Consider the following 25,740-nt stretch of genomic DNA (forward strand, 5'->3'; position numbering starts at 1 on the left):
ATGTCCTTTGGAATAGTGGCGGGCATCAGCGCGATACCCCCATGCGTATCAAACCTGCGGCTGCCAGACCAATCAAAAGCGTCAGGCAAAAGGGCTTGTAATAGGGTTCATATTTTGGAGTGAAAAAGGTCTTGCCGATCCAGACACCGGCCAATGTTGGCACAGCCAAAGCCAGCCCACGTATAATCGCATCGCGGTCCATAATTCCCGATAGGGAATAGCTGACCAAAGAGGTCACTGCACCAAGGAACAAAAACAGCACGAGATTGGCGCGCATTTCGCGAGCTTGGGTGTTTTGTGCCAAGACAAAAAGGGCAATAACCATGCCGCCAATGCTGGCAAGGCCTGTCACAATCCCTGCACAAAGCCCCGCTGTGGCCGTCCCAGATTTTGTTGCCAAAAAGGGCAGTCTTATTTTGGCCAGTTGCGTTGCCGCCAAAACAGCCACAAGGACCAATGCGATGGTTTTTGACGCTTCCAGTGAAATCGACATCGTGGCCCAAAGTCCCAGTGGCACCCCAATGGCCGAGGCCCCGGCAAGCAAAAAGACCACGGGTTTGTTTGCGTCTTTAAACCCGCCGCGCAGCATCAATACCGAGGCCGCCATTTCAAGCCACCAACAAATTGGGATCAGGGCAACCGGTGGTAGGATGATCGTGCCAGCCGCCATCACCAGTGCCGATAAGGCAAAGCCTGAGAACCCGCGAACAACCCCTGCTGCAAAGCAAATCGCGATCAACAACGCCATGTCCTGCGGAGGAAGGTTGAGCGCGTCCCACATTTATGTGGATGCCTGCACGGCAGTGACGGCGATCATAGCGAGGACATCCTCGGCCACACAGCCGCGCGACAGATCATTGGCGGGTTTTGCGAGGCCTTGCAGGACGGGTCCGATGGCCGTTGCCCCACCAAAGCGCTGGGCCATTTTGTAGCCGATGTTGCCGGCGTCCAGATTGGGGAAGATCAACACATTGGCTTCGCCTGCAACGTCGCTGTCTGGTGCTTTGGCCGCGGCAACAGATGGAACCAAGGCCGCATCCAGTTGCAATTCGCCATCAACGGCCAGATCTGGCGCGGCAGCCTGAACCAGCGCCAAGGCTTGGGTGACTTTGTCGACATTTGGATGACGCGCGCTGCCTTTTGTCGAGAAGGACAGCATGCCAACGCGGGGCGTGTCGCCCATCAGGCTTGCAAAACTAGCCGCGGCTTGTTGGGTGATCGCGGCCAGTTCATTGGCATCGGGATCAATGACCATTCCGCAATCGGAAAAGACCATAGCCGGTTCCCCCAAGGGATGATCCGCGGGCAGGCACATCAGGAAAAAGCTGGACACAATGGCGGCGTCCGGGGCCTTGCCGATCACATGTAAGGCGGCGCGTACGGTGTCCGATGTCGTCGCCACAGCACCGCCAACTGTGCCGTCCGCATGGCCTAGACGTACCAATAGGGCGGCGAAGATCAGCGGATCACGCACCAATTTCGCAGCGGTTTCCAGCGTCACACCTTTTTTAGCGCGCAGTTCCGCATATGTCGCGGCGCAAGTTTCGTGGAGATCGGTGTTGTCGGGGTCGTGGATCGTGATGCCGCAGAGGTCGCCGCCTTGAGTGGCGATTTCGGCCTCAACGGCGGATGTATCTCCGACCAGAATGATCTGTGCGAGACCCATTTTGCGGGCCTCCAAAGCGGCAGAAACGACCCGTGGGTCGCTTCCTTCGCTCAACGCGACGGTCTTGGGTGTTGCCGCCGCACGATCCATCAAGGATGCAAGCGGCGGCAACATGATTTCAGAACCTATGGGCATACAGGCTTATTCAGCCGCCATGTCTGTGGCCGTTACGCCAGCAACTTTGACTGGCTTTTTCATCGCGTCGCGACGGAACGGCTCGCCCAGTTCTTTGTTCAACAGCACTTCGATGAAGGTTGTTTTGTTTTCTTCCATTTGGCCTTTGACAGCTGTGTTCAGCGCATCTGTCAGCTCGTCCATTGAGGCAACTTGCACACCGATCAAACCGCACGCATCGGCGATTTTCGCATAGGACACGTTTGTGTCCAACTCAGTGCCAACAAAGTTGTCATCGAACCACAATGTTGTGTTCCGCTTTTCAGCGCCCCACTGGTAGTTGCGGAAAATGATCATTGTCATCGGGGGCCAATCGCCGCGACCAACGGACACCATTTCGTTCATGGAAATCCCGAAAGCACCGTCGCCAGCAAAGCCAACCACTGGAACGTCTGGGCAGCCGATTTTCGCACCAGCAATCGCCGGGAAGCCGTAGCCACAAGGACCAAACAGGCCCGGCGCCAGATATTTGCGGCTTTCCTCAAAGGATGGATAGGCGTTGCCGATGGCGCAGTTGTTGCCGATGTCGGACGAGATGATTGCGTTCTTGGGCAAAGCAGACTGGATCGCACGCCATGCCATGCGCGGCGACATTTTGTTTGGCTCGGCAGCACGGGCACGCTCGTTCCATGTGGTGCCTGGATCGTCTTCTTCGTGGTCCAGCGATGTCAGTTCCTGGGCCCATGCGGATTTCGTTTGGGCGATCATGGCTTTACGGTCTGCGCGGCCTGCGTCGCCTGCCGAACTGGACAACTGAGCCATAATGCCTTCGGCCACTTTTTTGGCGTCTCCAACGATACCCACAGTGACCTTTTTGGTCAGGCCAATACGGTCTGGGTTGATGTCGACTTGAATGATTTTCGCGTCTGTTGGCCAATAATCAATGCCGTACCCGGGCAGGGTCGAGAACGGGTTCAAACGTGTGCCCAAGGCCAAAACAACATCGGCTTTGGAAATCAATTCCATGCCTGCCTTGGAGCCGTTGTAGCCCAGCGGGCCTGCAAACAATGGGTGGTTGCCCGGGAAGGCGTCGTTGTGCTGGTAGCCCACACAAACCGGTGCGTCCAACGTTTCGGCCAGCTTAGCAGAGGCTTCGATACCACCTGCCAAAACAACACCGGCGCCGTTCAGGATCACTGGGAACTTTGCGGAGGACAGCAATTCAGCCGCTGTTTTGACAGCTTCTTCGCCACCGGCAGGGCGCTCGAATTCGACTTTTACAGGCAGTTCGATGTCGACGACTTGTGTCCAGAAGTCACGCGGGATGTTGATCTGGGCCGGGGCCGAGGCGCGGTAGGCCTGCATGATCACACGGTTCAATGTCTCGGCGATGCGGGACGGGTCGCGCACTTCTTCTTGATAGGCCACACAGTCAGCAAACAGGTTCATCTGCTCCATCTCTTGGAAGCCACCTTGGCCGATGGTTTTGTTTGCAGCCTGAGGCGTGACCAACAACAATGGTGTGTGATTCCAGTAGGCAGTTTTAACGGACGTTACAAAGTTGGTAATGCCCGGACCGTTTTGTGCAATCATCATCGACATTTCGCCAGTGGCGCGTGTGTAGCCGTCAGCCATCATGCCAGCGGTCATTTCATGGGCGCAATCCCAGAACTTGATGCCAGCAGCAGGGAAAATGTCAGAGATCGGCATCATGGCCGAACCGATGATCCCAAAGGCGTGTTTGATCCCGTGCATTTGCAGGGTTTTTACGAAGGCTTCTTCTGTAGTCATTTTCATGGGGTCAGTCCTCGGGGTTGGCAAGATTGGCAGGCCACGCAATTGCAGCCCAAATGTCTGTGTGTGTCATACGAAAATTCAAGAGGTCCAGCTAGGGCCAGATTATGGCCAAAATAGCCTTCCCCATAGGTCCAGTAAATATAAAAATGAGAAAAAAAGTCTCAATAATTGATAAAAAGGCAAAACGAAAAAAGAATTTTCCCGTTTTTAGGAATTTAGAATGGCGAATTAAGGGTTTTTGCCAACAGATTCACACCGGCTTCAATCTTTGATGCAGGAATCGAAGAATAGGCGAGGCGGTAATAGTTTTTCGGCGGGGTCTCGGCACCGAAAAACGGGGCGCCCGGTTCGATCAGAACGCCTTTGGATCGCAACCGCTCGGCAAGGGTCTGAGTGTCGACATCTGGGGCAGTGCGCATCCAGAAACTTGAGCCGCCATAAACGCCTTGGCCGGCGATATCCAATCCATGCTGGTTTAACGCGGCTTCCATGACTTGGCGCCGTTCGAAATAGGCTTTGCCCATGCGCCGGATCAACGCATCGTAGTGACCGAGCGACAGAAAATAGGCCGCTGTGCGTTGGATATGGCCCGGTGGGTGGCGCAGGACGGAACTGCGCAGGGCGCGCGCCTCGTCGATAAAGGGTTTCGGCCCGACCAAATAGCCAAGACGCAATCCCGGAAAGAGAGATTTTGAGAAGCTACCGATATAGATCACACGGCCATCTTGATCCAATGATTTCAGGGCAGGGGACGGGGATTTGAGGAACGACATTTCGAATTCGTAGTCATCTTCGACGATCAGAAAGTCGTCCTCCCGTGCCCGTGCCAGCAAAGCCTGCCGTCGGCTGAGCGGCATAGTTGCTGTTGTCGGGCATTGGTGCGAAGGGGTCGTGAACACAACATCGGTGTCAGGTGGTAATTCCTCGGACGGCAGCCCGTCGCGGTCTACGGGGATCGGGGCCAAATGGCAGCGCGATTGGGTCAGGATATCGCGCAGCGATGGATAACAAGGGTCCTCGATCGCTGCGGTGCGCCTTTGGGTCAGCAGAATTTGCGCTGCCATCCATAGCGCGTTCTGCGCGCCCATCGTAACAAGGATTTCGTCGGGTTGGGCGATGATGCCGCGGCGTGGCAGGGTATGACGCGCAATAAATTCGATTAGCTTGGGATCGTCTTCGTCATAGTAGTCGGTGGTTAGGGACGAAAAATCCTTCTTTCCAAGGGCTTGTAGGGCACACAGCCGCCAATTCGCACTATCGAAAAGTGTCTCATCAGCCTGTCCGTATATGAATGGATAGGTGTAATCACGCCAGTCTTTGGGTTTGATAAACGGCGTCCCGCCAGAAAACCTTTGACCCAAGGCCCGTGACCAATCGACTGTGTCTGCTGCGGTTCTGGTGGCTTTGAAATTTGGGGGCTGTGGGGCGTCGTCCGAGACGTAATAGCCCGAGCGACCCTTTGAGGCGATGTAGTCGTCGGCCAGCAATTCCGTATAGGCCAGAGTGATTGTGATCCGACTGACGCCAAGATGGCTGGCCAATTTCCGCGAAGAGGGGAGTTTTTCGCCCACACGAAACCGCCCCGACAAGATGCCTTCCGCAATCATTTGACGGATTTGAGCCTGCAATGTGCCTTGGGCGGTTGGATCCCAAAAGAAACTGTCTGCCGAGATAGCCATATCAAACTGGACCTAAGTTGCAATCAGTTTGGACTTAAATAGCGGGGGCCACAACCCCCGCCAGTGGATGGGCTAGCCGACCACCCGTGTCAAAGCTTGGTCAACTGCATCTGCCAAGTGATCGAGGTTGTCTTTGTTTGCGATCAAAGCAGGTGAGAAACACAACGTGTTGTTGAGACCCGGCAGGGACCGGTTGGTGGCGCCAATGATCACACCTTGGGCCATACAATCGCCTACCACCGCTTGGACCATCTTTTCGTCCAAGGCTTCGCGGGTGTCACGGTCTTTGACCAATTCAGCACCCAAAAACAGACCTTTGCCACGGACATCGCCGATGCAGGTGTGTTTGTCTGCCAGTTCTTCCAGCTTGCCAAAGAAGTAGGCGCCCATGTCTACGGTATTTTGCAGCAGGCCTTCCTCTTCGATGATGGCCATGTTTTCCAATGCGGCCGCAGGGCCGGCTGTGCATCCACCAAAGGTCGAAATATCGCGGAAATACCCCATTGGGTCCGAGGCATCGTCTTTGAACATGTCGAAAACGGCTTCTGTGGTCACGCAGCACGAGATCGCCGCATAACCCGAGGCCACGCCTTTGGCCATGGTCACGATGTCGGGTTTGATGTCGTAGTTTTGGTAGCCGAACCACGTGCCTGTGCGGCCAACGCCGCATACTACTTCGTCGATGTGCAGCAGGATGTCATATTTTTTGCAAATCTCTTGGACGGTTTCCCAATATCCTTCGGGCGGCGTGATCACGCCACCACCTGCTGTGATCGGCTCGAGGCAGAGCGCGCCTACAGTGTCAGGGCCTTCGCGCAGGATGACCTCTTCAATCGCGCGGGCGGCACGGATGCCATAGCTTTCGCCGTCAGGCAGGTTTTGGTCGGCACCGCGATATTCAAGGCAATGCGGCACAGGGACAAAACCGGGTGTGAACGGACCATATTGGGCGTTGCGTTCTTCTTGGCCGCCCGCGGACAATGTGGCGATTGTGGTGCCGTGGTAGTCGCGTTCGCGGTAGAGGATCTTGTGCTTTTTGCCGCCGTAGCGTTTGTGCGCAATCTGGCGCACCATCTTAAAGCCTTTTTCGTTGGCTTCAGAGCCGGAGTTGGCGAAATAGACGCGGCTCATTCCCGGCATTTTTTCGATCAGCTTTTCCGAGAATTGCGCGCCGGGGATCGAGCCTGCGGAGCCTGCAAAATAGTTTAGTTTGACCAGTTGATCGCGTACGGCATCGGCGATGCGTTCGCGACCATAGCCCACGTTTACAGTCCATACGCCGCCAGATACCCCATCAAGATGCTCTTTGCCCTTGATGTCCCAGACGTGAATGCCCTTGCCTTCGACAATAATGCGGGGATCAATCGTCTCGAAGGGCTTATGTTGAATCAGGTGATGCCAGACGTGGGCGCGATCTGCTTCGACGATCTTCTCGGGATTGTTTGGTAAGAATGGAACATTCATTTCAGGATCTCCAAAACTGGCTGTGTTTTGCACGAATCTATTACATCACTGTGCTGTCAAATTTATATTTGGCCAATAGTTTCATCATCAAATAGGGCCAGATCAGGTGGCCCTGTAAGTCCAAAAGGTGAATTAATGACCATTCGGTGAATTTGTGATCGTTTGGTACTGGTCACATGCTGACCCCTGTGCTTTTCTTCGGCGCAGTGGCGAAACGTCACGTGCGGCACGAATGACCGCATGCATTTTCGGGCTTTTTAAAGAGCTCTAAGAATTGGGAGAATATGAATGACACTTAAATCCAAACTTATGGGTGCTGTCGCTGGTGTTGCTATGTTGACTGGCGCACAGACAGTCATGGCTGCAGGCCACGGCGAAATCACCGTTGCGTATTTCTTGGAATGGCCAATGCCGTTTCAGTTCGCAAAAGTGAACGGCACATACGAAGAAGCACTGGGTACAAAAATCAACTGGGTTTCCTTTGACACAGGGACAGCAATGTCCGCTGCAATGGCGTCCGGCGATGTACAGATTTCCGTATCCCAAGGTGTTCCACCTTTCGTAGTTGCAGCCTCTGCTGGTCAAGACATCCAAATCGTTGACGTTGCGGTGTCTTATTCTGAGAACGACAACTGCGTTGTGGCTTCCGGTCTCGAAATCGACAAAATGTCTGCTGGCGAACTGGCTGGCAAAAAAGTCGCCGTGCCATTGGGTACAGCTGCGCACTACGGATTCTTGTCGCAGATGAACCACTTCGGTGTTGAACTTGCGTCTTTGGAAGTTGTTGACATGGCCCCTGCTGAAGGTGCTGCTGCATTGGCACAGGGTTCCATCGACATGGCCTGTGGCTGGGGTGGCGCGCTGCGTCGCATGAAAGAGCATGGCAATGTGTTGCTGACAGGCGCTGAAAAAGAAGAGCTGGGCATTCTGGTGTTTGACGCAACAACTGCGCCAACATCGTTCATCTCTGAAAACAGCGACATGCTGGCGGCTTTCTTGAAAGTCACTGCAGACGCAAACGCAATGTGGGCTGATGAAGCCAACCAAGCGAAAATGCTGCCAGTGATCGCAAAAGACGCAGGTATGTCCGAAGAAGACACCGCCTCGACACTGTCGACATTCAAGTTCCCAACAGTGGACGAGCAGTTGTCAGACGCATGGTTGGGTGGCACAGCTGCGACCTTTATGAAGGGCGTTGCTGAAGTGTTCGTGGGCGCGGGTTCCATCCCGTCCGCTTTGGACAGCTACGAAGGCACAGTAAACACATCGGGCCTCAAAGGCGCGATGATGGCTAACTAAGCCAAAATTACGGGGGCGGTGCGCAGATATAGCGCGCCGCCCTTTTCATTTTATTTTCCCCATCATGATCGGAGAGGCACCATGAGCGGCCTTGAGATAGACAACATTTCCATGCGTTTTGAATTGCCCAATGGTGGAGCAGTTCAGGCATTGAAAGACGTCTCCCTGAACCTGAAAAAAGGTGAGTTGTTAAGTGTTCTTGGCCCATCGGGCTGCGGTAAAACCACATTGTTGAATATCGTCGCCGGCTTTTTGGCGCCCACAGCCGGAGAAATTCGGTTGAACGGGGATGCGGTGCATGGACCTGATGCCAACCGTGGCATGGTGTTCCAGCAAGGCGCGCTCTTTGAATGGATGTCCGTGCGCGACAACGTCCGTTTTGGCCCCGATATGAAAGGCATGCCAAAGGCCGAGAGTGCCAAGATCGTGGATCACTTGCTGGACGTTGTGGGCCTGCAGGACTTCAAAGAAAAGATGGTCTATGAACTGTCTGGCGGGATGCAGCAACGTGTGGCTCTGGCACGTTGTCTGGCGAACGAGCCTGATGTGATCTTGATGGATGAACCACTGGGCGCGCTGGACGCGCTGACCCGCGAAAAGATGCAGTCGCTTGTGCTCAAGCTGTGGAAAGAGACTGGTAAGACGATCATTTTGATCACCCACTCGGTTGAAGAGGCTTTGCTGCTGGGCGAGCGTCTATTGGTGATGGCGCCGCGTCCGGGCCGGATCCACCGCGAATACAACCTGCCTTTTGCGGATCTTGGCGTGAATGCTGATCTGCGAGAGGTCAAAAAGCATCCAGATTACGCTAAAACCCGCGAAGAGATCCTGACCATGATCTGGGATATGGAAGAAGAGATTATGGGTCGCACCGAGGAGAACGCATAATGGGACAGATTTTTGCAGATCTCGGCGGCGAACTTTGGACGCTGTTTTTGTCGATCGTCGCGGTGCTGCCTGCTTTGGTTGGATACGTGGCAATCATTCTTTTGGCGATGTTTGCTTGGCGATTTATCCGCAAACAGATGACACCCAAATCCGATTACACGTCGTTGAAAACAGTGACCTTTGGGGATGAAAGTGCGGTTATTTCGGACAAAGCTGCCTCGGTTATTTCGGTTGTTTTGATCTTTGTCATTTGGGGTGCCTTTACAGGAACCAATTGGTTGCCGGGCTTTTTGCATGCGCCGGGGCCATTTGTCGGCGACGACGCGTTTACTTACACCGTTGAGGACGCCAATGGCGCAACGGCGGATGCTACGGTATCTGTACGTGTTCATGAAAAGGGTGCTCAAGTTGATGCGCCTGAGATTGTTCTGGGCGACGGCACAGCCAAGAATGATACGATTGTTGTTCAGGCCTATCGGTCTAAGCTGCTGATTTGGGATGGCAACGACGAGATTACCCGCAAAGATGGCGCAAATATCGTTGCCATCGATGGGCGTGCCATCAGCAAAGGCAATGCCGTCGATGTGGGCTTTGGCCGTGTCGCCTTGACAGACAAAGGCACATTGAACTTTGAGCCGGGCAAAGGCTGGCAGATGGAAAACATCTGGCTGCCCGCGCCCGACAGTGTTTGGTCGCGCCTGCTTTCGGTGGCGTCGGAAGGCTATCAAAACGTGACTTTGGCCGAACACCTGTCGTTTTCGCTGTTTCGTGTGATTGTCGGTTTCGTCCTCGGGGCTGCAGTCGGGATCCCACTGGGCTATGCCATGGGTCTCAGCAATTGGTTCCGTGGTTGGTTTGATCCAATCGTTGAATTTATGCGCCCCGTGCCTCCTTTGGCGCTGATCCCTCTGGTGATCATCTGGGCAGGCATCGGCGAGCAGGGCAAGATCATCCTGCTGTTCCTTGCGGCCCTTTGGATTATGGCCATTGGTGCGCGGTCCGGCGTGTCAGGCGTCAACATCACCAAGGTACACGCAGCCTATTCATTGGGCGCATCCAAAGTGCAAATCCTGCGCCATGTGATTATCCCGAACTCCTTGCCTGAGATATTCACGGCGGCCCGTGTGGCTATGGGCGTGTGTTGGGGCACAGTGGTTGCGGCTGAATTGGTGGCTGCGGAAAAAGGTGTCGGTAAAATGATCGTCGCTGCGTCGAAATTCCAAGACACAGATATTGTTTTGATGGGGATCATTTTGATCGGCATCATTGGGTTCGGGATCGACGTGCTGATGCGTTTGGCCGAGAAATGGCTTGTCCCGTGGAAGGGCAAGGCCTGATCCGAGCCGCATAACAATAAGGACAGGGCGGCCTTTGGGTCGCCCTTTTTTGATTTAGGGGAAATACGCTATGCATCTGAAAAACACGTTTACCACTCTTGATGGATTGGACAGCATCCCATTGATCAGTGTCGATGTGGCAGCGCCTTTGGCCTTGCTTGAGGCCTGTCCGGCTCACGCTGAAACCCCGCTGACATCCGTGCCGGATTTGGCGGCGCAATGGGGTGTGGGTCACCTAGATATCAAAGACGAACGTGGTCGTATGAATATCGGCAGCTTCAAGGCGCTCGGGGCTGCCTATGTGATCGCCCATGAGGCCAGCCAAGCCGGTTTTGCTGATGATCCGACCGTTATGCAGGGCCGGACATTCGTGTCCTCCACTGCTGGCAATCATGGTGTGTCCATCGCCGCCGGGGCCAAAGTTTTCGGTGCCAAGGCCGTGATTTATATCTCCAAAAACGTTCCAACCAGTTTTGCAGATCGGCTACGGGGCATGGGCGCAGAGGTTGTGGTACATGGCGACAATTATGAGGCCAGCATGGATGCCGCGATGCAAGCGGCAAAAGACAATGACTGGACCTTGTTGTCGGACACATCTTGGGATGCCTACACCGCCTTACCGCACCGTTTGATGGAAGGCTATTTGGTCCTTGCAGCCGAAGCCGTAGCCCAAATGCCAGAGCCGCCCACCCATATTATGCTGCAAGCTGGCGTTGGCGGATTGGCTTCAGCGGCCGCTGCCTATTTTCGTCACGCCTGGGGCGACGGCCCGCGCATCACCGTGGTTGAACCGGAATTTGCACCGGCCCTGATTAACTCGGTTAAGGCAGGCAAACCTGTCGTAAGCAGCGGGCCGGTTTCGGATATGGGGCGGCTTGATTGTAAGGACCCCTCACATATCGCCCTAAAGGCCCTCAACCGCGACGCCAGTGATTTTGTGACGATCACGGAGGATGAAGGTTTTGCCGTTTTGCCGATATTAGCGGCGTATGATCTGGCCACGTCAACCTCTGGCGGGGCAGGGGTCGCGGCGATCCCTGTGTATGGCCAAGCCCTTGGCATGGACACCACATCACGGGTTTTGTGTATATTGTCCGAAGGCCCTGCGTAATGGTGGCGGTGTTTGAACCGTCTGAATATCAGGCCCGCACCAGCCGCGCCCAAGAGCTGATGGGCCAGCACGGGTTGGTGGCGATGCTACTGACCTGCGAGGCCGATGTGCGCTATTACACAGGCTACCTGACACGGTTTTGGGAAAGCCCATCACGGCCATGGTTTTTGGTTGTGCCCGCAATCGGCAAGCCAGTGGCTGTGATCCCGTCCATTGGGGCAGCCTTGATGGGGCAAACTTGGATAGATGATATCCGCACATGGGCTGCACCCCAGCCCGGCGACGATGGGGTCAGCCTGTTGGCAGACACATTGCGCGACTTGGCCCCGTCTGGAAACATTGGCCTGCCATATCAATTGGAAAGCCATCTGCGGATGCCTTTAGGCGACTACGCAGCGCTACAGGCGGCGCTGCCGGATCATTCCTTTGGCACCGACCATGGCATCACAGCCGATCTGCGGCAGGTCAAATCCGAAGCCGAAATTGCCAAAATTGCAACGGCCTGTACCATCGCTGGCAAAGCTTTTGCGGATGTACCGACAATTGCCACTATCGGCACGCCGTTGTCCGACGTGTTTCGGAATTTCCAGCGGCTTTGTCTGCAGCACGGTGCCGATTGGGTGCCTTATCTGGCGGGTGGGGCCGATCAGGCCGGGTATTGCGATGTGATCTCGCCTGCGTCTGATGCGCCTTTGCAAGAAGGCGATGTCCTTATGTTAGACACAGGATTAATCCATGATGGTTACTTTTGCGACTATGATCGCAATTTCGCCGTGGGTCGCGCCAGCGCGGTTGTGCAGCAGGCCCAGCATCAGTTGATGGAGGCCTGCGCGGCTGGGCTGGAGGCAGCCCAACCCGGTGCGACGGCTGCAGATGTGTATCATGCGATGCACGCGATTGTTGGCGGCAGTGATGCAGGCCGCCTTGGGCACGGGCTGGGTATGCAACTGACCGAAGGCTTGTCGCTGATCGCTGAAGATCACACGGTGCTTAAGGCCGGGATGGTGATCACCCTCGAGCCGAGTGTCGCGACGCAAAATGGGCGACTGATCGTCCATGAGGAAAACATCGTCATTCGTGAGGGTGGCGCGCAAATCCTCAGTCCGTGGTCAAAACCAGAATTGGAAGTGATCTAAAATGACAGATTTAAGCTATACATCAACGGACCGGATTGGCGTTCATGGCACCTTTGGTTTGGTGGTCTTGCAAACGGACGAGACGATTGAACACGATCTGCACCGGATGTTGCCTAGTGATGGCGTTGCGCTCTATGCCAGCCGCATTGCAAACGACGAAGAAGTCACAGGCGATACACTGGCTGCCATGGCCGAGCGGTTGCCACGCTCGACAGGGATGTTTCCCAATTCACTGGCATTTGACGTTGTGGGCTACGGCTGCACGTCGGGGACGTCAGTGATCGGGCCACAAAACGTTGCAAAATTGGTGCGCGAAGGCTGCACTGCGACCCATGTGACCGAACCTGTTAGCGCGCTTATTGCGGCCTGTGCTGCCCTTGGCGTTGGCTCTTTGGGGTTTGTGTCGCCCTATATCGAAGAGGTGAACACACGCTTGCGCGACGTTCTGGCCAGCCAGGACATCCAAAGCCCGGTGTTTGGATCCTTTAACGAGGGGATCGACGCCAAAGTCGCCCGTATCGATGGGCCTTCCATTGTGGCAGGGGCGTTGAGCGTCGGATCAGCACAAGTGGATGCGGTCTTTCTTAGCTGTACGAATTTGCGAACACTTGATGTCATTGAGCAGATTGAAGCGGAACTGGATAAGCCTGTATTGGCCTCGAACCAAGTATTGGCATGGCATATGGCCAAGCTGGCAGGGCTGCCGATCAAAGGCATGGGCCCCGGCAGGTTGTTCGCAACCTAAGGCGTTAACGACCTGCTTCACGATCTGCCTATGGTGGGGAAATCCGGACTGGACGGTTTTGGGGGAATCTGGGTAAAATTAGTTTATTAGATCCTAACATGTGTTCAAATTCGTAAAAAATCCCCTTTAGGTGTCAAAACATGCTCTATTTTGATCGTGATGCAATGGCCTATCCAGACTTTCTGGACAGCAGTATGGTCGAAAAAGGCCGTGGGATCATTGCGACCTACATCGAAAACATGATGTCCAAGGGCGGCCAACGGCGTGCGCCAAACCTGCAAAAACTGCTATCAGAACCCGCTTTGGTCGAGGCGCTTTATGGCGGATTTCAGGGTGTTTGCGCGTTTTGTGAAACGCCGTCTGAAAAGCCTGATGCGGCATGGGTTGGGCATTTCCGACCAATGCAACTGGCCGAGGATATCAGCGGATCTACCTCGTTGCTGTATTACATCTGGTTGGCTTTGGAGTGGGAGAACCTGCTTCATATCTGCCCAGATTGCGCACGCGCCAAAGCCAACAAATTCTACACCCAAGAACCGCGCGGAAATTATCAAGACAGCGTCGCGCAACTGCGCCAAACCGAACAAGAATTGCTGATCGATCCCACTTGGCCCGATCTCAGCGGTCGGATCCAATTCTTTGCGACCGGTGTGGTGAATGGGGCTGATTACAAGGGGCGCACCACGATTGAGCTGTTGGATCTGAACCGTCCAAAGCTTATCTCGGCCCGCAAAGCGGCGATCAAAGACGGTGTTGCGATGCTGATGGAGGGTCATCTGGAGGCCGCCCCGGGCAGAAACGGTGCCGAGCCGCATTTGTTGCGCCCTCGAACCCCCTCCAGTCCGGCACTTCCTTACCAAGGGGTCGTCAGCAATGTTTTGGTAAACTGGGCGCTGAATAACACGCAGACCGAAGGGCTAGAGGATTTTGTCCAGCTTGTGTCCGAACTGGACGCAGATACCAAGCAAGAGATGTCCGACGAGATCCTTCTGCCACCTTTGTCAGAGCCGCAGATCGAATCCTCGGTCGGGATGGGTTTTGAAGCCGCAAAGCCTGAAACAAAACCGCCGGGCAGACCGCGCAAACCCTCGCGTAACCTGCGTTTGGACACCATGCCACTGGCCGATGCACAGATCCAAAGCGTACACATCGAAAACTTCAAAGCCCTGCGCGAAATCTCGTTCACTTTGCCCGACAGCGTGCCCCCGCCTAAAAACAGTTCGGTCACGCAGCAGGCGCCGTGCATGTTGGTGCTGGGGGAAAATGCGACTGGGAAATCCTCGGTTCTTGAGGCGTTGACCCTTTGCCTTTTGGGCACGTCCGAGATGACGGAACTCAATGATCTGCTCAAGGATGAGGATCTGTCACCGGAAAAGATGATCCACAGACCCGATACGACGGATTGGGACAGGCTGTCGGAGGAGCCTTTGCGGGTCGAGATTGGCTACCTCGACCGGACCGAAGGGTCCAGCCTGTCTGGCCTTGCGGCTGCGCCGACGTTTTTCGGTTCGCCCAAGACCTCGAAAATTCTGATGTCTTACGGACCGCGTCGCTATTTTAGACCAGGCAAGTCATATCGGCGCCGCGCCCCGGCCTACCGGGTGCAATCGCAGTTTGATCCTTTGACCACAATCGCTGATCCAGCCGCGTGGCTGCTGGATTGTAAACCTGCGCAATTTGATGCAGCCGCGCGCGCTTTACGGGTCGTGCTGATGTTGACCGAAGACCAATATTTCGAACGCGAGCCAACCCCGGATGGCAAGGGGCGGATTGTGATCGACACGCCCGGTGGCCGCACACCTCTATCGGAAATGTCCGTGGGCTATAAATCTATTGTGGCTATGGCGACGGATATTATTCGCGAGCTGTTTTACTACTACGATAACACCGAATTTGCCCATGCTGTTGTTTTGATTGACGAAATTGAAACCCATCTTCACCCGCGTTGGAAAATGCAGATCGTGGCCTTGTTGCGCGAGGCGTTTCCGATGGTTCAGTTTATCATCACCACCCATGATCCATTGTGTTTGCGCGGCATGAACAATGGCGAGGTGTTTGTGTTGCAACGCTCGCCCGAGGATGCGCGGGTTGAGACGCTGACTGATCTACCTAATGTCGAGGGTATGCGGGCAGAGCAATTGCTGACATCCGAATTTTTTGGCCTGTCCACCACAGATCCCGAGGGCGATTTGGCGGTTGAGGATTTCCATCGCTTGTCCCTGAAAGAGGACCGCACCCCGGAAGAAGATGGTCGTCTGAACGAGGTCAACGATTTCCTCAAGAAACGGTTGGGCGTTGGGGACACGGCGAACGAACAATTGGCCGCAATGGCAGCGCGCAATCATCCGGTCCAGATCGAGCCCGTGCTGCAACGACTGCCCGAGGGTGATGTGCGTAATGAACTGATGCGCATTAGTGATAAATACCGTCAAAGGCGCAGATGATGATCAAAGTTGACCGCAGCCCCTTTCCTATCCCAGATCGCGTAAACGTCAAAAAAGTTGGCACCTCGGCGCATGAAGAATTCTTAAAGGCGCTTGCCGCGTTGGAGGCGGGCACACCCTTTTCCAGCGGCGATTTCAAAGCCTACAGCAACAAAAAAGTGCGCGAAGCGTTGATCGAGTTGTTCAATGGAAAATGCGCCTATTGCGAGTCGCCCCATGCGGCCAGCGGTGACGTGGATATCGAACATTATCGCCCTAAAAGCAAAGTCGCCGAAAACGACGATCACCCAGGCTATTGGTGGCTGGCGGGCGACTGGCACAATCTGGTGATGTCCTGCACCCATTGCAATCAAAACCGCACGCTAGAAGTTATCGCCTTTGTGCCCGATGAAGAAGCCACCGAAGAGGCCGCAGGGCAGGTCACGGTGATCAAGAAAACCGTGGGCAAATTGGACGCATTTCCAACCTTGGATGAGACATGGGTCACCGAACACGGCATTCCAATGTCACAAGAAAAGCCCTTTTTGATTGATCCCACGATTACCGATCCGCAGACTTGTTTGGACTATGTGTTTCATGAAAATGAATTCTGCACCATTTTTGGCATCGATCCAGAGGGTCGCGGGGCACGCAGCATCGAAATCTTGGGCCTCAACCGGCGTTTACTTACCGAAACCCGGTTCTTGCGACAGTTGACCCTGCAATCCCACGCGCAACAAATCTCGAATGCTTTGAACGTCTTGAACGGTTTGGGCGATGCCCCGGATCCGGCCCTCAAGAGCTTTGCGATGCAAACGATAGATACGGCCCTTGATGCGCTTTGGGACGAAGGCAGCGATGATCGTATTTTCGCAGGCATGTGTCGGTCATTTTACCAACAACAATTGGCGCGCGTTGATGACGTTCTAGGGCGCTAGGGTTTTTAGACGCTAGGCTAGGTTAGACCTTCTTGCCCAACCGCAGTGCAGCGCGCAATTTTTGGATATGGTGGGGGGCTGCCTTTTTACCATTTTCATCCAGCGGTGTGCGCAGTTCGGATTGCGCTTTGGCATTCCAATAGTTGTTGTGGGTTACCCAGCCGCGTTTCATCCCGGACGCCGGCTGACCATTGTGGTCCAAATCAGGCAGTACGGGGATGTCTTTGACGCCTTTGATCGGGCCGCCTTCCCCTTGCAGCGCGAATTGATCCGCAACCGGCCCCGACACCAGATCACCCTTAAGGACAAAGCGGTGTTTTGAGAACAGATTGCTCCACCGTGTATAGGCAAACATGGCGGCGTGATGGGGGATGCGCGGATGGCTTTCAAACGCAGGTTTGGTGCCGTCATCGTTGTCCGGCACTTTGATCCCGTCCAATTTACCACGCCGATAGGTAAAGTGGGATTTGTCCGAGCGTTCATCCCATTCTAAAACCGGCGGGCAGGTGGGAAGAATGCGTTTGGCTTGATCGGCGCGCAGCCCGTCTTTGTCATAAGCCATCAGAAATTCAGCGTGGGTCAGTGGTGATCCCATGGTCACAAAATCGCTGATAATCCAGCGATTGCCAGTGGCGTTAAGTTCAGCCCGCGCCGCGTCTTGCAAGGCCTGAAAATCCTCGATATCCAGTATGGTTTGTGCCGGATCATTGTCTGGCAGGCTTGCTGTTTGTATCGCCTTTTCAAGGGCTTCTCGGTGCGGTTGCGCGGGCGTCTTGGCCATTTTTTCAGCGTCATAATCGCGATTGTTGCGGCCGAATGTGTGGGTCAGAATGTCATAGGCCACTATGGTGCCCAGCGAATGGGAGGCTACAATAATTCGGTCGTAAATATAGACCTCATAGGGATTGCCCTTGCGATCTATCTTGGTCTTTTTGGCGTGCATCAGGGTTTCAAGCAGTTCGACCCCATTGCTGCGAATTTTCTGACGGTTGGCGACATTGGGCGGCGAGGCTTTGATGTAGCGGGCCACATCGCCCAGCCTTGGAATGATCAACGTATTCAGAACATAACCGCCTGCAAGGGCTGCAAGCGCCAGCACAAAACTGGTGCGCGGGCCGGGGGCTATATCGTTTGAGACGTTCCAGATGTTGACCACAGCCAGATAGACCAAGATTGCGGTCACCATAGCCATCACACACCATGCAAACCGCACGGCGGCGGGCACCCGTTTGAATGGATTGCGCAGCACCAGACCAGTAAGCCACGGCGCTACATGATCCCATGTGTTTCCCGTGATTAAATGCGCCCAGTAGAATTCGTAGAAATCCGTATAAACGCCTGTCTTGGCTTTTTCGGTGGCGATGCGGCGTAGCTCAAAGCTGCGGTTGCGCTGATCTGGTTTGCCCCAACTGGCGTTTTCAGTTCGTTGTTCGCCGGTGTTCACATCCTTACGGTCCTCGCCCACAAGGCTAAGGTCTGTGGTCCATGTGGCATCCACAAAAGAGGTCAGAGTTTCCATGGGGATTTGCTCGCCCATGCCGTGGATCATAACAACCGCGTGCCGCATGCCGCGTCCTCCTTCTTAAATGTCTAAAACAATCTTAAGAAGTATGAACGCCGAGGCACACGCCTGTAAAGACGGGTATTCCTTACGCCTTTACGCGGGTATTTTCAGGGTCATATGGGCCCATCGGAATGATTTTGGCCGCCACCGGACCGCCAAGGACATCCACCGTGACGGCCTCAGGACAGTCAGGTTTGACAAAGGCATAGGCCAAATTCAACCCGGTACGGTGGCCCCAATCGCCTGATGAAACCGTGCCAACAACTGCCCCGTCATGCCACACTGATGCCCCGCCATGGGCTGGCGCGTGATCTGTATCGATTTGCAAGCAGACCAAGTTGACCCGTGGGCCATTGGTAACCATTGCCTCAAGGGCGGCTTTGCCAACAAAGTCCTTATCCATCTTCACAAACCGATCAAGGCCGGTTTCGAACGGATTGAACTCGGTCAAAAGATCAGATTTCCAGTGTAGGTACCCCTTTTCCATCCGCATTGACTCAATTGAACGGGCACCAAACATTTCCAAACCAAACTCGGCACCTGCCGCGCGGAGGCTAAGGTAGGCTGCATAGAGTTGCGCGTTGGGGATGTGGATTTCATAGGCCAATTCGCCGGAAAAACTGACGGACATTATGGTGGCATGGGCAATGCCGACAAAAGCCTCTTTCACCGAAAGCCATGGGAATGCTTGGGCTGACCAATCGCCACGGCTGACTTTGGACAGCACATCGCGGGCCTTTGGGCCAGCAAGGATCAGAATGGTTTGATCATTTGTCAGGCTGCGCAGTTGCACGTCCTCACCCGTGCCAATGTGCCCGGTCAACCAATCCATATCGTGGGTTTCAGCGGCGGCAGCAGAGCCCAACCAAATCCTGCCATCGGGCAGGTTGGCAATGGTCACTTCGGCTTTGACGTTGCCATGGTGGTTGAGCATATACCCAAGGCCCACACGCCCAGATTTGGCCGTGACACGTCCACAGATCATCCGGTCCAAGAATGCACGTGCATCAGTCCCAGTCACTTCGATCCGGTTGAACCCGTTGACCTCTGCCAGCCCCACATGATCGCGCACCTGTGCCACATCGCGGGCCACCACATCAAAAACCTCGGTAAACCCGTAGCCGTGCGTTTCCTCAAATGTGGGATCAGGGCGCATATAGTCCACGCGCTCCCACCCATTCACCACAGTAAATTCGGCGCCTTCCGCGGCCAGAACGGGAGTCAAAGGTGTGGTCTTTGCGGGACGTCCAGCGGGGCGATGCTCATGGGGGAAATGAAAGCGAAATTCGTTTTGATAGTCTTCGATCGCCTTTAGGGCGCAAAGTTCCACATTGGTGTGGCCGGTAAAGCGGCGTGGATCGATGCACCATGTGTCATAAACCGCTTCGCCATGCACAATTTGCTGGGCCAGCAGCCAGCCGTGCCCGCCGCCTTCGCCAAGGCCTGCCCGCAGGCCGATGATGCAAAAGGCGTTCCGCTTACCCGGGATCGGGCCAACAAGTGGTGCGCCATCGATGGTGTAGGTGATGGGGCCATTGACCACTGTGTGGATACCGGTTTCCATCAAGGCTGGCATGCGGGCAAAAGCCCCCTCCAGCACGTCCGTCACGCGGTCCAGATCATCTGGGCACAGGGCGTTGGTGAACTTGGGGTCGATCCCGTCCATGCCCCATGTTTTGCAATCTTGCTCATAAAATCCCAGCAGCAAACCGTTCTTTTCCTGTCGGCAATAGTAGTCGGAGATCGGGCAACGCAGAAGGGGCATGCGGTGGCCTGCATCGCGGATTGCAGGGATTTCTTCGGTCAGGAAATACTGGTGCTCCATAGACATCACAGGGTGGTGTACCCCCATCATAGCGCCCACTTCGTTCACGCGGTAGCCGCAGGCGTTGATCACCACTTCGCAATCGATATCTCCTTTTTCAGTGTGCACGGTCCATGTGTCATCTGCGTGTTGGGTCAGGCCTGTGACGGGCGTATGGCGGTAGACTTCTGCCCCTGCTTTGCGCGCACGACGGGCCAAGGCCTGACACAGCTGTGCCGGATCAATATCCCCATCCATTGGATCCCAAAGTCCGCCGATCAAATTGTCAGTCGAAATCAGCGGATGGCGACGGGCGCATTCCTCCGCATCAATCACTTCAAAATTGACGTCCATTCCCTTGGCCATGGATTTGAAATGCGCGTATCCATCCATTTGCGCCTGAGTATTGGCCAAACGGATGCCACCGTCGCCGTGGTGATAATTGATCGGGTAATCGGGATCGTTGGCCAGATCCTGATAGAGATTAATCGAATGGGTTTTCAAACCCACCATGGTCTGATTCATCCCGAAATTGGTGACTTGCGCTGCGGAATGCCAAGTGGTTCCGCTGGTTAACTCGTCACGCTCCACCAAAACCACATCTGTCCAGCCCTCTTGAGTGAGGTGATAAAGCGTTGAACAGCCTGCGATTCCGCCGCCAATAACAACTGCGCGTGTGGTTGATTTCATGTGCTTTTCTCCCGTTTAGCCCCATCTGCGGTGGATTTTGAAACCGCGTCAATGTTTTCGTCTGAAATCATTTGCGATGGGATGTCGAATTTCCTTGCAAATGAGCAGTATCGGATACCAAATTTCCGATTATGAGCAGACGTTCCTCAGGCGGTCGCGCCGCCCGCCATGCCCTTCGCGCCGCCCCTCCAGCGGTCAACCCAGCCGCCCCCGGTCAGATTGGTGGGCAGTACAAACCACTATCGAACAGCGATCTGGAGGCGATCTACGACACCGCGCTGAGGCTTCTGGCTGAACTGGGCATGGGCGAAGTGCCAGATAGGCTGACACAGATCTTTTTGGCCAAGGGAGCAACGCAGGACGAAGGTTGCCGGATCTTGTTCCCGCGCGCTTTGATTGAGGATTGCGTCGGCCAAGCGGCCAAAACTTTTCCGCTGCATGGTCGCGACCCAAGCCGCACCATAGAGGTCGGCGGCAGTGCGGTACATTTCGGCACGGGCGGGGCGGCAGTGCAAACACTGGATCTGCAAACGGGGCTTTATCGGCCCTCAACCCTACGCGATTTGCATGATTTTACCCGCTTGCAGGACACATTGACCAACGTCAGCTGGTTCACCCGCTGTTGCGTGGCCACCGATGTGCCTGACACGTTGGATTTGGATGTGAACACGGTCTTTGCCCTGTTGCAAAATACCACCAAACCCACGGCGACATCCTTTACTGTGGCCGAAAACGTCGCACCCATTGTCCATATGCTGGATATTGCAGCAGGAGGTGAAGGCGCGTTTTCCAAACGGCCCTTTATCAAGGCCCACATCAGCCCTGTCATCTCGCCTATGCGCTATGGCGAGGACGCAGTCGATGTGACTTTTGCCTGTATCGAAAATAACATCCCGATTTCGTGCATCACTGCGGCCCAATCCGGGGCTACGGCGCCGGCAACTTTGGCCGGTTTTCTGGCGCAATCCTTGGCCGAAACCCTGGGTAGTCTGATCATGGTCAATTGCATTCAGCCCGGCTATCCAATGGTGTTTTCAAACTGGCCTTTGGTCATTGACTTACGCACGGGTGCTTTCGCTGGCGGCGGCGGCGAGATTGCGGTGCTGAACGCGGCGTCTGCGCAGCTGAGTAACTGGTTGGGCCTGCCATCTGGTGTGGCCAGTTCCATGACCGACGCCAAGGCGATCGATGCCCAATACGGTGTGGAAAAGGGGATGACGGCCTTGGCAGCAGGCCTTGCAGGCGGCAATCTGATCTATGAAAGCAGCGGCATGACTGCATCGCTTTTGGGCGCATCCTTTGAGGCTTTCATTTTGGACGATGAAATGCATTCGGCCATCTACCGCAGCCTGCGCGGCATTGAAGTTACGGAGGAAAATCTGGGTTTTGACGCGATTGTGGATGCAGTGATGGGCGAGGGGCATTTTCTGGGCTCGACCCAAACCATGCAAGCTATGGAGCGCGACTATGTCTACCCTGCTTTGGCCGACCGCGAACAGCCGCGCACATGGGCCGAAGAGGGCGCGCAAACCGCGTGGGACCGCGCCAAAGCCAAGGCACAGTCGGTACTAGAAACGCACAATCCGCAGTACCTCAGCACCGCCCAATTGGACCAAATCCGCGCGCAGTTTAACATCATCCCCGTTTAAGACACCAAAGGGGCGACACTATGCGCCCTCACCGGCGGCAACAGACGCTTGACCCCTTACCCAATTCAAACCATATCAAATCGTATGACCGAGCTTTCGAAAATCCGCAATTTCTCCATCGTGGCGCACATTGACCACGGTAAATCCACGCTGGCTGATCGCCTGATCCAAGAGACGAATACAGTCGCGGATCGGGACATGAAAGAACAGCTGCTGGATAGTATGGATATTGAACGCGAACGCGGGATCACGATCAAGGCCAACACTGTGCGCATCGACTACACAGCCGATGACGGGCAGGACTACGTTTTGAACCTGATCGACACCCCTGGTCACGTGGACTTTGCCTATGAGGTCAGCCGTTCCATGCGCGCCGTTGAAGGCTCGCTCTTGGTCGTGGACAGCACCCAAGGGGTCGAGGCGCAAACGTTGGCCAATGTTTACCAAGCCATCGACGCAGATCACGAAATCGTGCCGGTCCTCAACAAGATCGACTTGCCCGCTACTGATTGTGACCGTGTCGCCGAACAGATCGAGGATGTGATCGGCATCGACGCCTCCGGTGCGATCCGCGTCAGTGCCAAAACCGGCGTTGGGATCCGTGAGACACTTGAGGCTGTGGTCAACGAATTGCCGGCCCCCGAAGGAAACCGCGATGCGCCGCTCAAGGCCATGTTGGTCGACAGTTGGTATGATGCCTATCTGGGCGTGATCGTTCTGGTGCGCATCGTCGATGGCGTCCTGAAAAAGGGCGACAAGATCAAGATGATGTCGAACGGCAGCACGCACCCCGTGGACCGTATCGGTGTCTTCCGCCCCGAAATGGCAGCAATTGACGAGTTGGGTCCGGGCGAGATCGGCTTTCTGACCGCCTCGATCAAGCAAGTGCGCGATACCCGCGTGGGCGACACCATCACCCATGAAAAGCACGGCACCACCGAGGCACTGCCCGGCTTTAAGCCCAGCCAGCCTGTTGTGTTTTGTGGCCTGTTCCCCGTGGACAACGCCGAATTTGAAGACCTGCGCGATGCGATCAGCAAGCTGGCCCTGAACGACGCCTCTTTTAGTTACGAGATGGAAACCTCTGCCGCCCTCGGCTTTGGTTTCCGCTGTGGCTTCCTTGGGTTGTTGCACCTCGAAGTGATCCGCGACCGGATCGAACGGGAATACAACATCGAACTGATCACCACGGCGCCGTCGGTGATCTACCACGTGCACATGCGCGACGGCGAGATGATTCAACTGCACAACCCCGCCGACATGCCCGACTTGACCCTTGTGGACCACCTCGAAGAGCCGCGGATCAAAGCGACGATCCTTGTGCCCGACGACTATCTGGGCGATGTGTTGAAACTGTGCCAAGATCGCCGTGGCATCCAGATGGACCTGACTTATGCAGGCAGCCGTGCCATGGTCGTCTACGATCTGCCGCTCAACGAGGTGGTGTTCGACTTCTACGACCGGTTGAAATCCGTGACCAAGGGCTACGCGTCCTTCGACTACCAGATGACAGGGTATCGCGAGGACCGCTTGGTCAAAATGTCGATCCTTGTGAACGACGAACCTGTGGATGCGCTGAGCACCATGGTGCACCACGACCGCGCCGAACAGCGGGGCCGCGCGATGGTCGAAAAGCTGAAGGATCTGATCCCACGGCACATGTTCAAAATCCCGATCCAAGCCGCGATCGGTGGCCGCATCATCGCGCGTGAAACCTTGGCCGCCATGCGCAAAGACGTGACCGCCAAATGCTACGGCGGCGACGCGACCCGTAAGCGCAAACTGCTGGACAAGCAGAAGGCCGGTAAGAAGAAGATGCGCCAGTTCGGGAAAGTGGATATCCCTCAGGAAGCGTTTATCAACGCTCTCAAAATGGACAACTAAGTTGTCCCTTTTGGCGCGTGAATGAAAGCGGTGCGGGTAAGCAACAAAGTGTAACGTTTGAACTAATTGAGATAAGCTAGAACTTATGGACTATTCCAAAGGTACTGATGCTCGGATAGTAGCTAATTGCGTTCTTGACGCGCGTGATTTCATAAATCTGCCAACAACACAGATAGAATTGCAAAAGCTATTGTACTTTTGTCATGAATCTTTTTTGGTTCAATATCGAAAGAGGTTAGTTTCCGGTTATTTTGAAGCTTGGCAATATGGACCGGTACATCCCGTAGTTTACGATTGTTTTAAGAAATGCAAAGGTGAAGCTATTTTAGAAAGGGCAGCGGCTTATGATCTGTTTAGTGGAGAGAAACATTCACTTCCTAAAATTGAAGATACATTACCGCTGCGACATATTACGGAAACTGTGTCCCGTTTAAGTGTGTACTCTGCAGGACAGCTTATAGACCTATCACACCTCGAAGAAGGCCCGTGGCACTCGGTCGTACAGAGTGCCAAAAATTCGGTTGCCCTTGGGTTAAGAATAACAGATGATGTGATTCTAGAAAACAGAACACACAGCATGTTGATGAGGGAGGGTCGACCGGCTGAGGCTAGAGGAGAGCTGCCTAATGACGAGTCGCCGTTTACCTGAAACTGATATAGCTAATATTTGCACTTTGCCAGAAAACGAACAAAGGTTCCGTTTGTCGGCAAAACGCTCTTTTGTACCCCCCTATTCTTTGGAGCACACCCGCCGTAATCTAAGTTCATTATTTGGCGTGAAGAGCCCTTTATGCCCTGATGTCGAGGTTGACGACAGAAAGACAGTTGAAGCATTGATGCGCTGTTGCAAGAAAGAATCTGAAGCGCTGGCAAATGCCAACCGAGCATCGGCAATCATAGACTTTCGTGATGCAAATGTTGGAAAGTCTGTTGTGGGTGCTATGCGATCCCACCGTGTTACTTTAGACAATTCTATTTGTCTCACTCACTCACTTGCATTGGAAATTGGCGGTAAGGGCTATATTCCTTTTTTGGATCTCCGAAAAACTGGTAACTTGTCGTCTCGTGCTCGTGATTTCGTTTTTTCAATGAACTATCATTTATTAATTGACTCTGACCCAACCTATGAAAATTTTGGGCTGCTTGTTCTTAACTACTGGGAAAAATCGTCGTCTGAAAATGGTCTTACACCGTATTTCTTCGATGGAAATCCGAAGTACTCATATGATGATCTTTCTAATATGATTGCACGAACATATGAAATTTGGCTGGACATTTTAGCAGAACGAAAGCGGCAGGAACCTGGCAAAGATACAATGGGACCTCTTTTTGGTTAACCTCCAAAAGTCCGTTTTGGCAGCGCCCGTGTCCGGCGCTTCGCGCGTTCGACCCTGAAACTGTCCAATGGACAGTTTCCAAGACGGGTCTCACCCGCCCCCACGGGGCGGGCGCTTTGCTTCCCGCCCCTCGGTTCGGGCGCGGCACTCAGACTAAGCCGCACCCGAACAGACAAAAACCTCATACTCTTCCCCGTGAAATGCTCTAGCTTTTA

Annotated in this window: 19 protein-coding genes; 12 read left to right on the forward strand and 7 right to left on the reverse strand. The window is 54.6% G+C overall.

Going from position 1 to position 25,740, the window contains the following annotated elements; all coding sequences use genetic code 11:
- Positions 1–25: 25 nt before the first annotated feature.
- The 5 genes from ACIRQ6_RS01785 to ACIRQ6_RS01805 all read right to left on the reverse strand — a co-directional run bounded on the left by ACIRQ6_RS01785 (position 26) and on the right by ACIRQ6_RS01805 (position 6,720).
- On the reverse strand, positions 26–781 hold the full coding sequence (locus ACIRQ6_RS01785) for a sulfite exporter TauE/SafE family protein (RefSeq protein ID WP_420862418.1): 756 nt from the start codon (positions 779–781) through the stop codon (positions 26–28).
- Entirely contained in the window at positions 782–1,780 is a 999-nt protein-coding gene (pta, locus tag ACIRQ6_RS01790) for a phosphate acetyltransferase (protein WP_420862419.1), read from the reverse strand.
- Between the two features lie 27 nt (positions 1,781–1,807).
- Positions 1,808–3,577: a sulfoacetaldehyde acetyltransferase gene (gene xsc, locus ACIRQ6_RS01795; protein ID WP_420862420.1), complete on the reverse strand. Its 1,770-nt coding sequence runs from the start codon at positions 3,575–3,577 to the stop codon at positions 1,808–1,810.
- 215 nt (positions 3,578–3,792) lie between these two features.
- Positions 3,793–5,256, reverse strand: a complete 1,464-nt coding sequence (locus ACIRQ6_RS01800; protein WP_420862421.1) for a PLP-dependent aminotransferase family protein — start codon at positions 5,254–5,256, stop codon at positions 3,793–3,795.
- A gap of 72 nt (positions 5,257–5,328) precedes the next feature.
- Entirely contained in the window at positions 5,329–6,720 is a 1,392-nt protein-coding gene (locus ACIRQ6_RS01805; protein WP_420862423.1) for an aspartate aminotransferase family protein, read from the reverse strand.
- Between the two features lie 288 nt (positions 6,721–7,008).
- On the opposite strand from ACIRQ6_RS01805, the gene ACIRQ6_RS01810 reads away from it, so the two are divergent.
- From ACIRQ6_RS01810 to ACIRQ6_RS01845, 8 genes are all read left to right on the forward strand, one after another.
- Complete coding sequence (locus tag ACIRQ6_RS01810; protein WP_420862424.1) at positions 7,009–8,019, forward strand: ABC transporter substrate-binding protein; 1,011 nt, start codon at positions 7,009–7,011, stop codon at positions 8,017–8,019.
- An 81-nt stretch (positions 8,020–8,100) separates the two neighbouring features.
- A complete protein-coding gene (locus ACIRQ6_RS01815; RefSeq protein ID WP_420862425.1) occupies positions 8,101–8,907 on the forward strand; it encodes an ABC transporter ATP-binding protein in 807 nt (268 codons plus the stop codon).
- 107 nt (positions 8,908–9,014) lie between these two features.
- A complete protein-coding gene (locus ACIRQ6_RS01820; protein WP_420863834.1) occupies positions 9,015–10,244 on the forward strand; it encodes an ABC transporter permease subunit in 1,230 nt (409 codons plus the stop codon).
- Positions 10,245–10,314: 70 nt separating this feature from the next.
- Positions 10,315–11,355, forward strand: coding sequence for a pyridoxal-phosphate dependent enzyme (locus ACIRQ6_RS01825; protein ID WP_420862426.1), 1,041 nt, complete (start codon positions 10,315–10,317; stop codon positions 11,353–11,355).
- Positions 11,355–12,491 carry a M24 family metallopeptidase gene (locus tag ACIRQ6_RS01830; protein WP_420862427.1) on the forward strand — a complete coding sequence of 379 codons (1,137 nt, stop codon included), beginning with the start codon at positions 11,355–11,357 and terminating at the stop codon, positions 12,489–12,491. Before ACIRQ6_RS01825 ends, ACIRQ6_RS01830 begins: the two co-directional genes overlap by 1 nt.
- A 1-nt stretch (position 12,492) precedes the next feature.
- Entirely contained in the window at positions 12,493–13,236 is a 744-nt protein-coding gene (locus ACIRQ6_RS01835; protein WP_420862428.1) for a maleate cis-trans isomerase family protein, read from the forward strand.
- A 140-nt stretch (positions 13,237–13,376) separates the two neighbouring features.
- Complete coding sequence (locus ACIRQ6_RS01840) at positions 13,377–15,680, forward strand: AAA family ATPase (protein ID WP_420862429.1); 2,304 nt, start codon at positions 13,377–13,379, stop codon at positions 15,678–15,680.
- Entirely contained in the window at positions 15,677–16,597 is a 921-nt protein-coding gene (locus ACIRQ6_RS01845; protein ID WP_420862430.1) for an HNH endonuclease, read from the forward strand. The genes ACIRQ6_RS01840 and ACIRQ6_RS01845 overlap by 4 nt, the downstream gene beginning before the upstream one ends.
- Before the next feature lie 22 nt (positions 16,598–16,619).
- Here the strand turns inward: ACIRQ6_RS01845 and ACIRQ6_RS01850 are convergent, their stop codons facing one another.
- The gene (locus tag ACIRQ6_RS01850; protein WP_420862431.1) at positions 16,620–18,164 is read right to left on the reverse strand and encodes a hypothetical protein; all 1,545 of its coding nucleotides are present in this window, start codon (positions 18,162–18,164) and stop codon (positions 16,620–16,622) included.
- Positions 18,165–18,246: 82 nt separating this feature from the next.
- Positions 18,247–20,655 (reverse strand): GcvT family protein, encoded by a 2,409-nt coding sequence (locus tag ACIRQ6_RS01855; RefSeq protein WP_420862432.1) that lies wholly within the window; start codon positions 20,653–20,655, stop codon positions 18,247–18,249.
- Positions 20,656–20,786: 131 nt separating this feature from the next.
- Between ACIRQ6_RS01855 and ACIRQ6_RS01860 the strand changes: the two genes are divergently transcribed.
- The 4 genes from ACIRQ6_RS01860 to ACIRQ6_RS01875 all read left to right on the forward strand — a co-directional run bounded on the left by ACIRQ6_RS01860 (position 20,787) and on the right by ACIRQ6_RS01875 (position 25,525).
- The gene (locus tag ACIRQ6_RS01860) at positions 20,787–22,304 is read left to right on the forward strand and encodes a trimethylamine methyltransferase family protein (protein WP_420862433.1); all 1,518 of its coding nucleotides are present in this window, start codon (positions 20,787–20,789) and stop codon (positions 22,302–22,304) included.
- Between the two features lie 84 nt (positions 22,305–22,388).
- Entirely contained in the window at positions 22,389–24,188 is a 1,800-nt protein-coding gene (gene lepA, locus ACIRQ6_RS01865) for a translation elongation factor 4 (protein ID WP_420862434.1), read from the forward strand.
- A gap of 85 nt (positions 24,189–24,273) precedes the next feature.
- The gene (gene socA, locus ACIRQ6_RS01870; protein WP_420862435.1) at positions 24,274–24,837 is read left to right on the forward strand and encodes a type VI toxin-antitoxin system SocA family antitoxin; all 564 of its coding nucleotides are present in this window, start codon (positions 24,274–24,276) and stop codon (positions 24,835–24,837) included.
- Positions 24,815–25,525: a hypothetical protein gene (locus ACIRQ6_RS01875; RefSeq protein ID WP_420862436.1), complete on the forward strand. Its 711-nt coding sequence runs from the start codon at positions 24,815–24,817 to the stop codon at positions 25,523–25,525. Before socA ends, ACIRQ6_RS01875 begins: the two co-directional genes overlap by 23 nt.
- Positions 25,526–25,740: the final 215 nt, after the last annotated feature.

The sequence above is a fragment of the Algirhabdus cladophorae genome (assembly GCF_044772865.1).
In the GTDB taxonomy this organism is placed as follows: domain Bacteria; phylum Pseudomonadota; class Alphaproteobacteria; order Rhodobacterales; family Rhodobacteraceae; genus Algirhabdus; species Algirhabdus cladophorae.

Coding starts and splice junctions, on each gene's coding strand:
- ACIRQ6_RS01785 (WP_420862418.1), bottom strand. CDS start 781: ATGTGGGACGCGCTCAACCTTCCTCCGCAGGACATGGCGTTGTTGATC.
- pta (WP_420862419.1), bottom strand. CDS start 1,780: ATGTTGCCGCCGCTTGCATCCTTGATGGATCGTGCGGCGGCAACACCC.
- xsc (WP_420862420.1), bottom strand. CDS start 3,577: ATGAAAATGACTACAGAAGAAGCCTTCGTAAAAACCCTGCAAATGCAC.
- ACIRQ6_RS01800 (WP_420862421.1), bottom strand. CDS start 5,256: ATGGCTATCTCGGCAGACAGTTTCTTTTGGGATCCAACCGCCCAAGGC.
- ACIRQ6_RS01805 (WP_420862423.1), bottom strand. CDS start 6,720: ATGAATGTTCCATTCTTACCAAACAATCCCGAGAAGATCGTCGAAGCA.
- ACIRQ6_RS01810 (WP_420862424.1), top strand. CDS start 7,009: ATGACACTTAAATCCAAACTTATGGGTGCTGTCGCTGGTGTTGCTATG.
- ACIRQ6_RS01815 (WP_420862425.1), top strand. CDS start 8,101: ATGAGCGGCCTTGAGATAGACAACATTTCCATGCGTTTTGAATTGCCC.
- ACIRQ6_RS01820 (WP_420863834.1), top strand. CDS start 9,015: ATGTTTGCTTGGCGATTTATCCGCAAACAGATGACACCCAAATCCGAT.
- ACIRQ6_RS01825 (WP_420862426.1), top strand. CDS start 10,315: ATGCATCTGAAAAACACGTTTACCACTCTTGATGGATTGGACAGCATC.
- ACIRQ6_RS01830 (WP_420862427.1), top strand. CDS start 11,355: ATGGTGGCGGTGTTTGAACCGTCTGAATATCAGGCCCGCACCAGCCGC.
- ACIRQ6_RS01835 (WP_420862428.1), top strand. CDS start 12,493: ATGACAGATTTAAGCTATACATCAACGGACCGGATTGGCGTTCATGGC.
- ACIRQ6_RS01840 (WP_420862429.1), top strand. CDS start 13,377: ATGCTCTATTTTGATCGTGATGCAATGGCCTATCCAGACTTTCTGGAC.
- ACIRQ6_RS01845 (WP_420862430.1), top strand. CDS start 15,677: ATGATGATCAAAGTTGACCGCAGCCCCTTTCCTATCCCAGATCGCGTA.
- ACIRQ6_RS01850 (WP_420862431.1), bottom strand. CDS start 18,164: ATGCGGCACGCGGTTGTTATGATCCACGGCATGGGCGAGCAAATCCCC.
- ACIRQ6_RS01855 (WP_420862432.1), bottom strand. CDS start 20,655: ATGAAATCAACCACACGCGCAGTTGTTATTGGCGGCGGAATCGCAGGC.
- ACIRQ6_RS01860 (WP_420862433.1), top strand. CDS start 20,787: ATGAGCAGACGTTCCTCAGGCGGTCGCGCCGCCCGCCATGCCCTTCGC.
- lepA (WP_420862434.1), top strand. CDS start 22,389: ATGACCGAGCTTTCGAAAATCCGCAATTTCTCCATCGTGGCGCACATT.
- socA (WP_420862435.1), top strand. CDS start 24,274: ATGGACTATTCCAAAGGTACTGATGCTCGGATAGTAGCTAATTGCGTT.
- ACIRQ6_RS01875 (WP_420862436.1), top strand. CDS start 24,815: ATGACGAGTCGCCGTTTACCTGAAACTGATATAGCTAATATTTGCACT.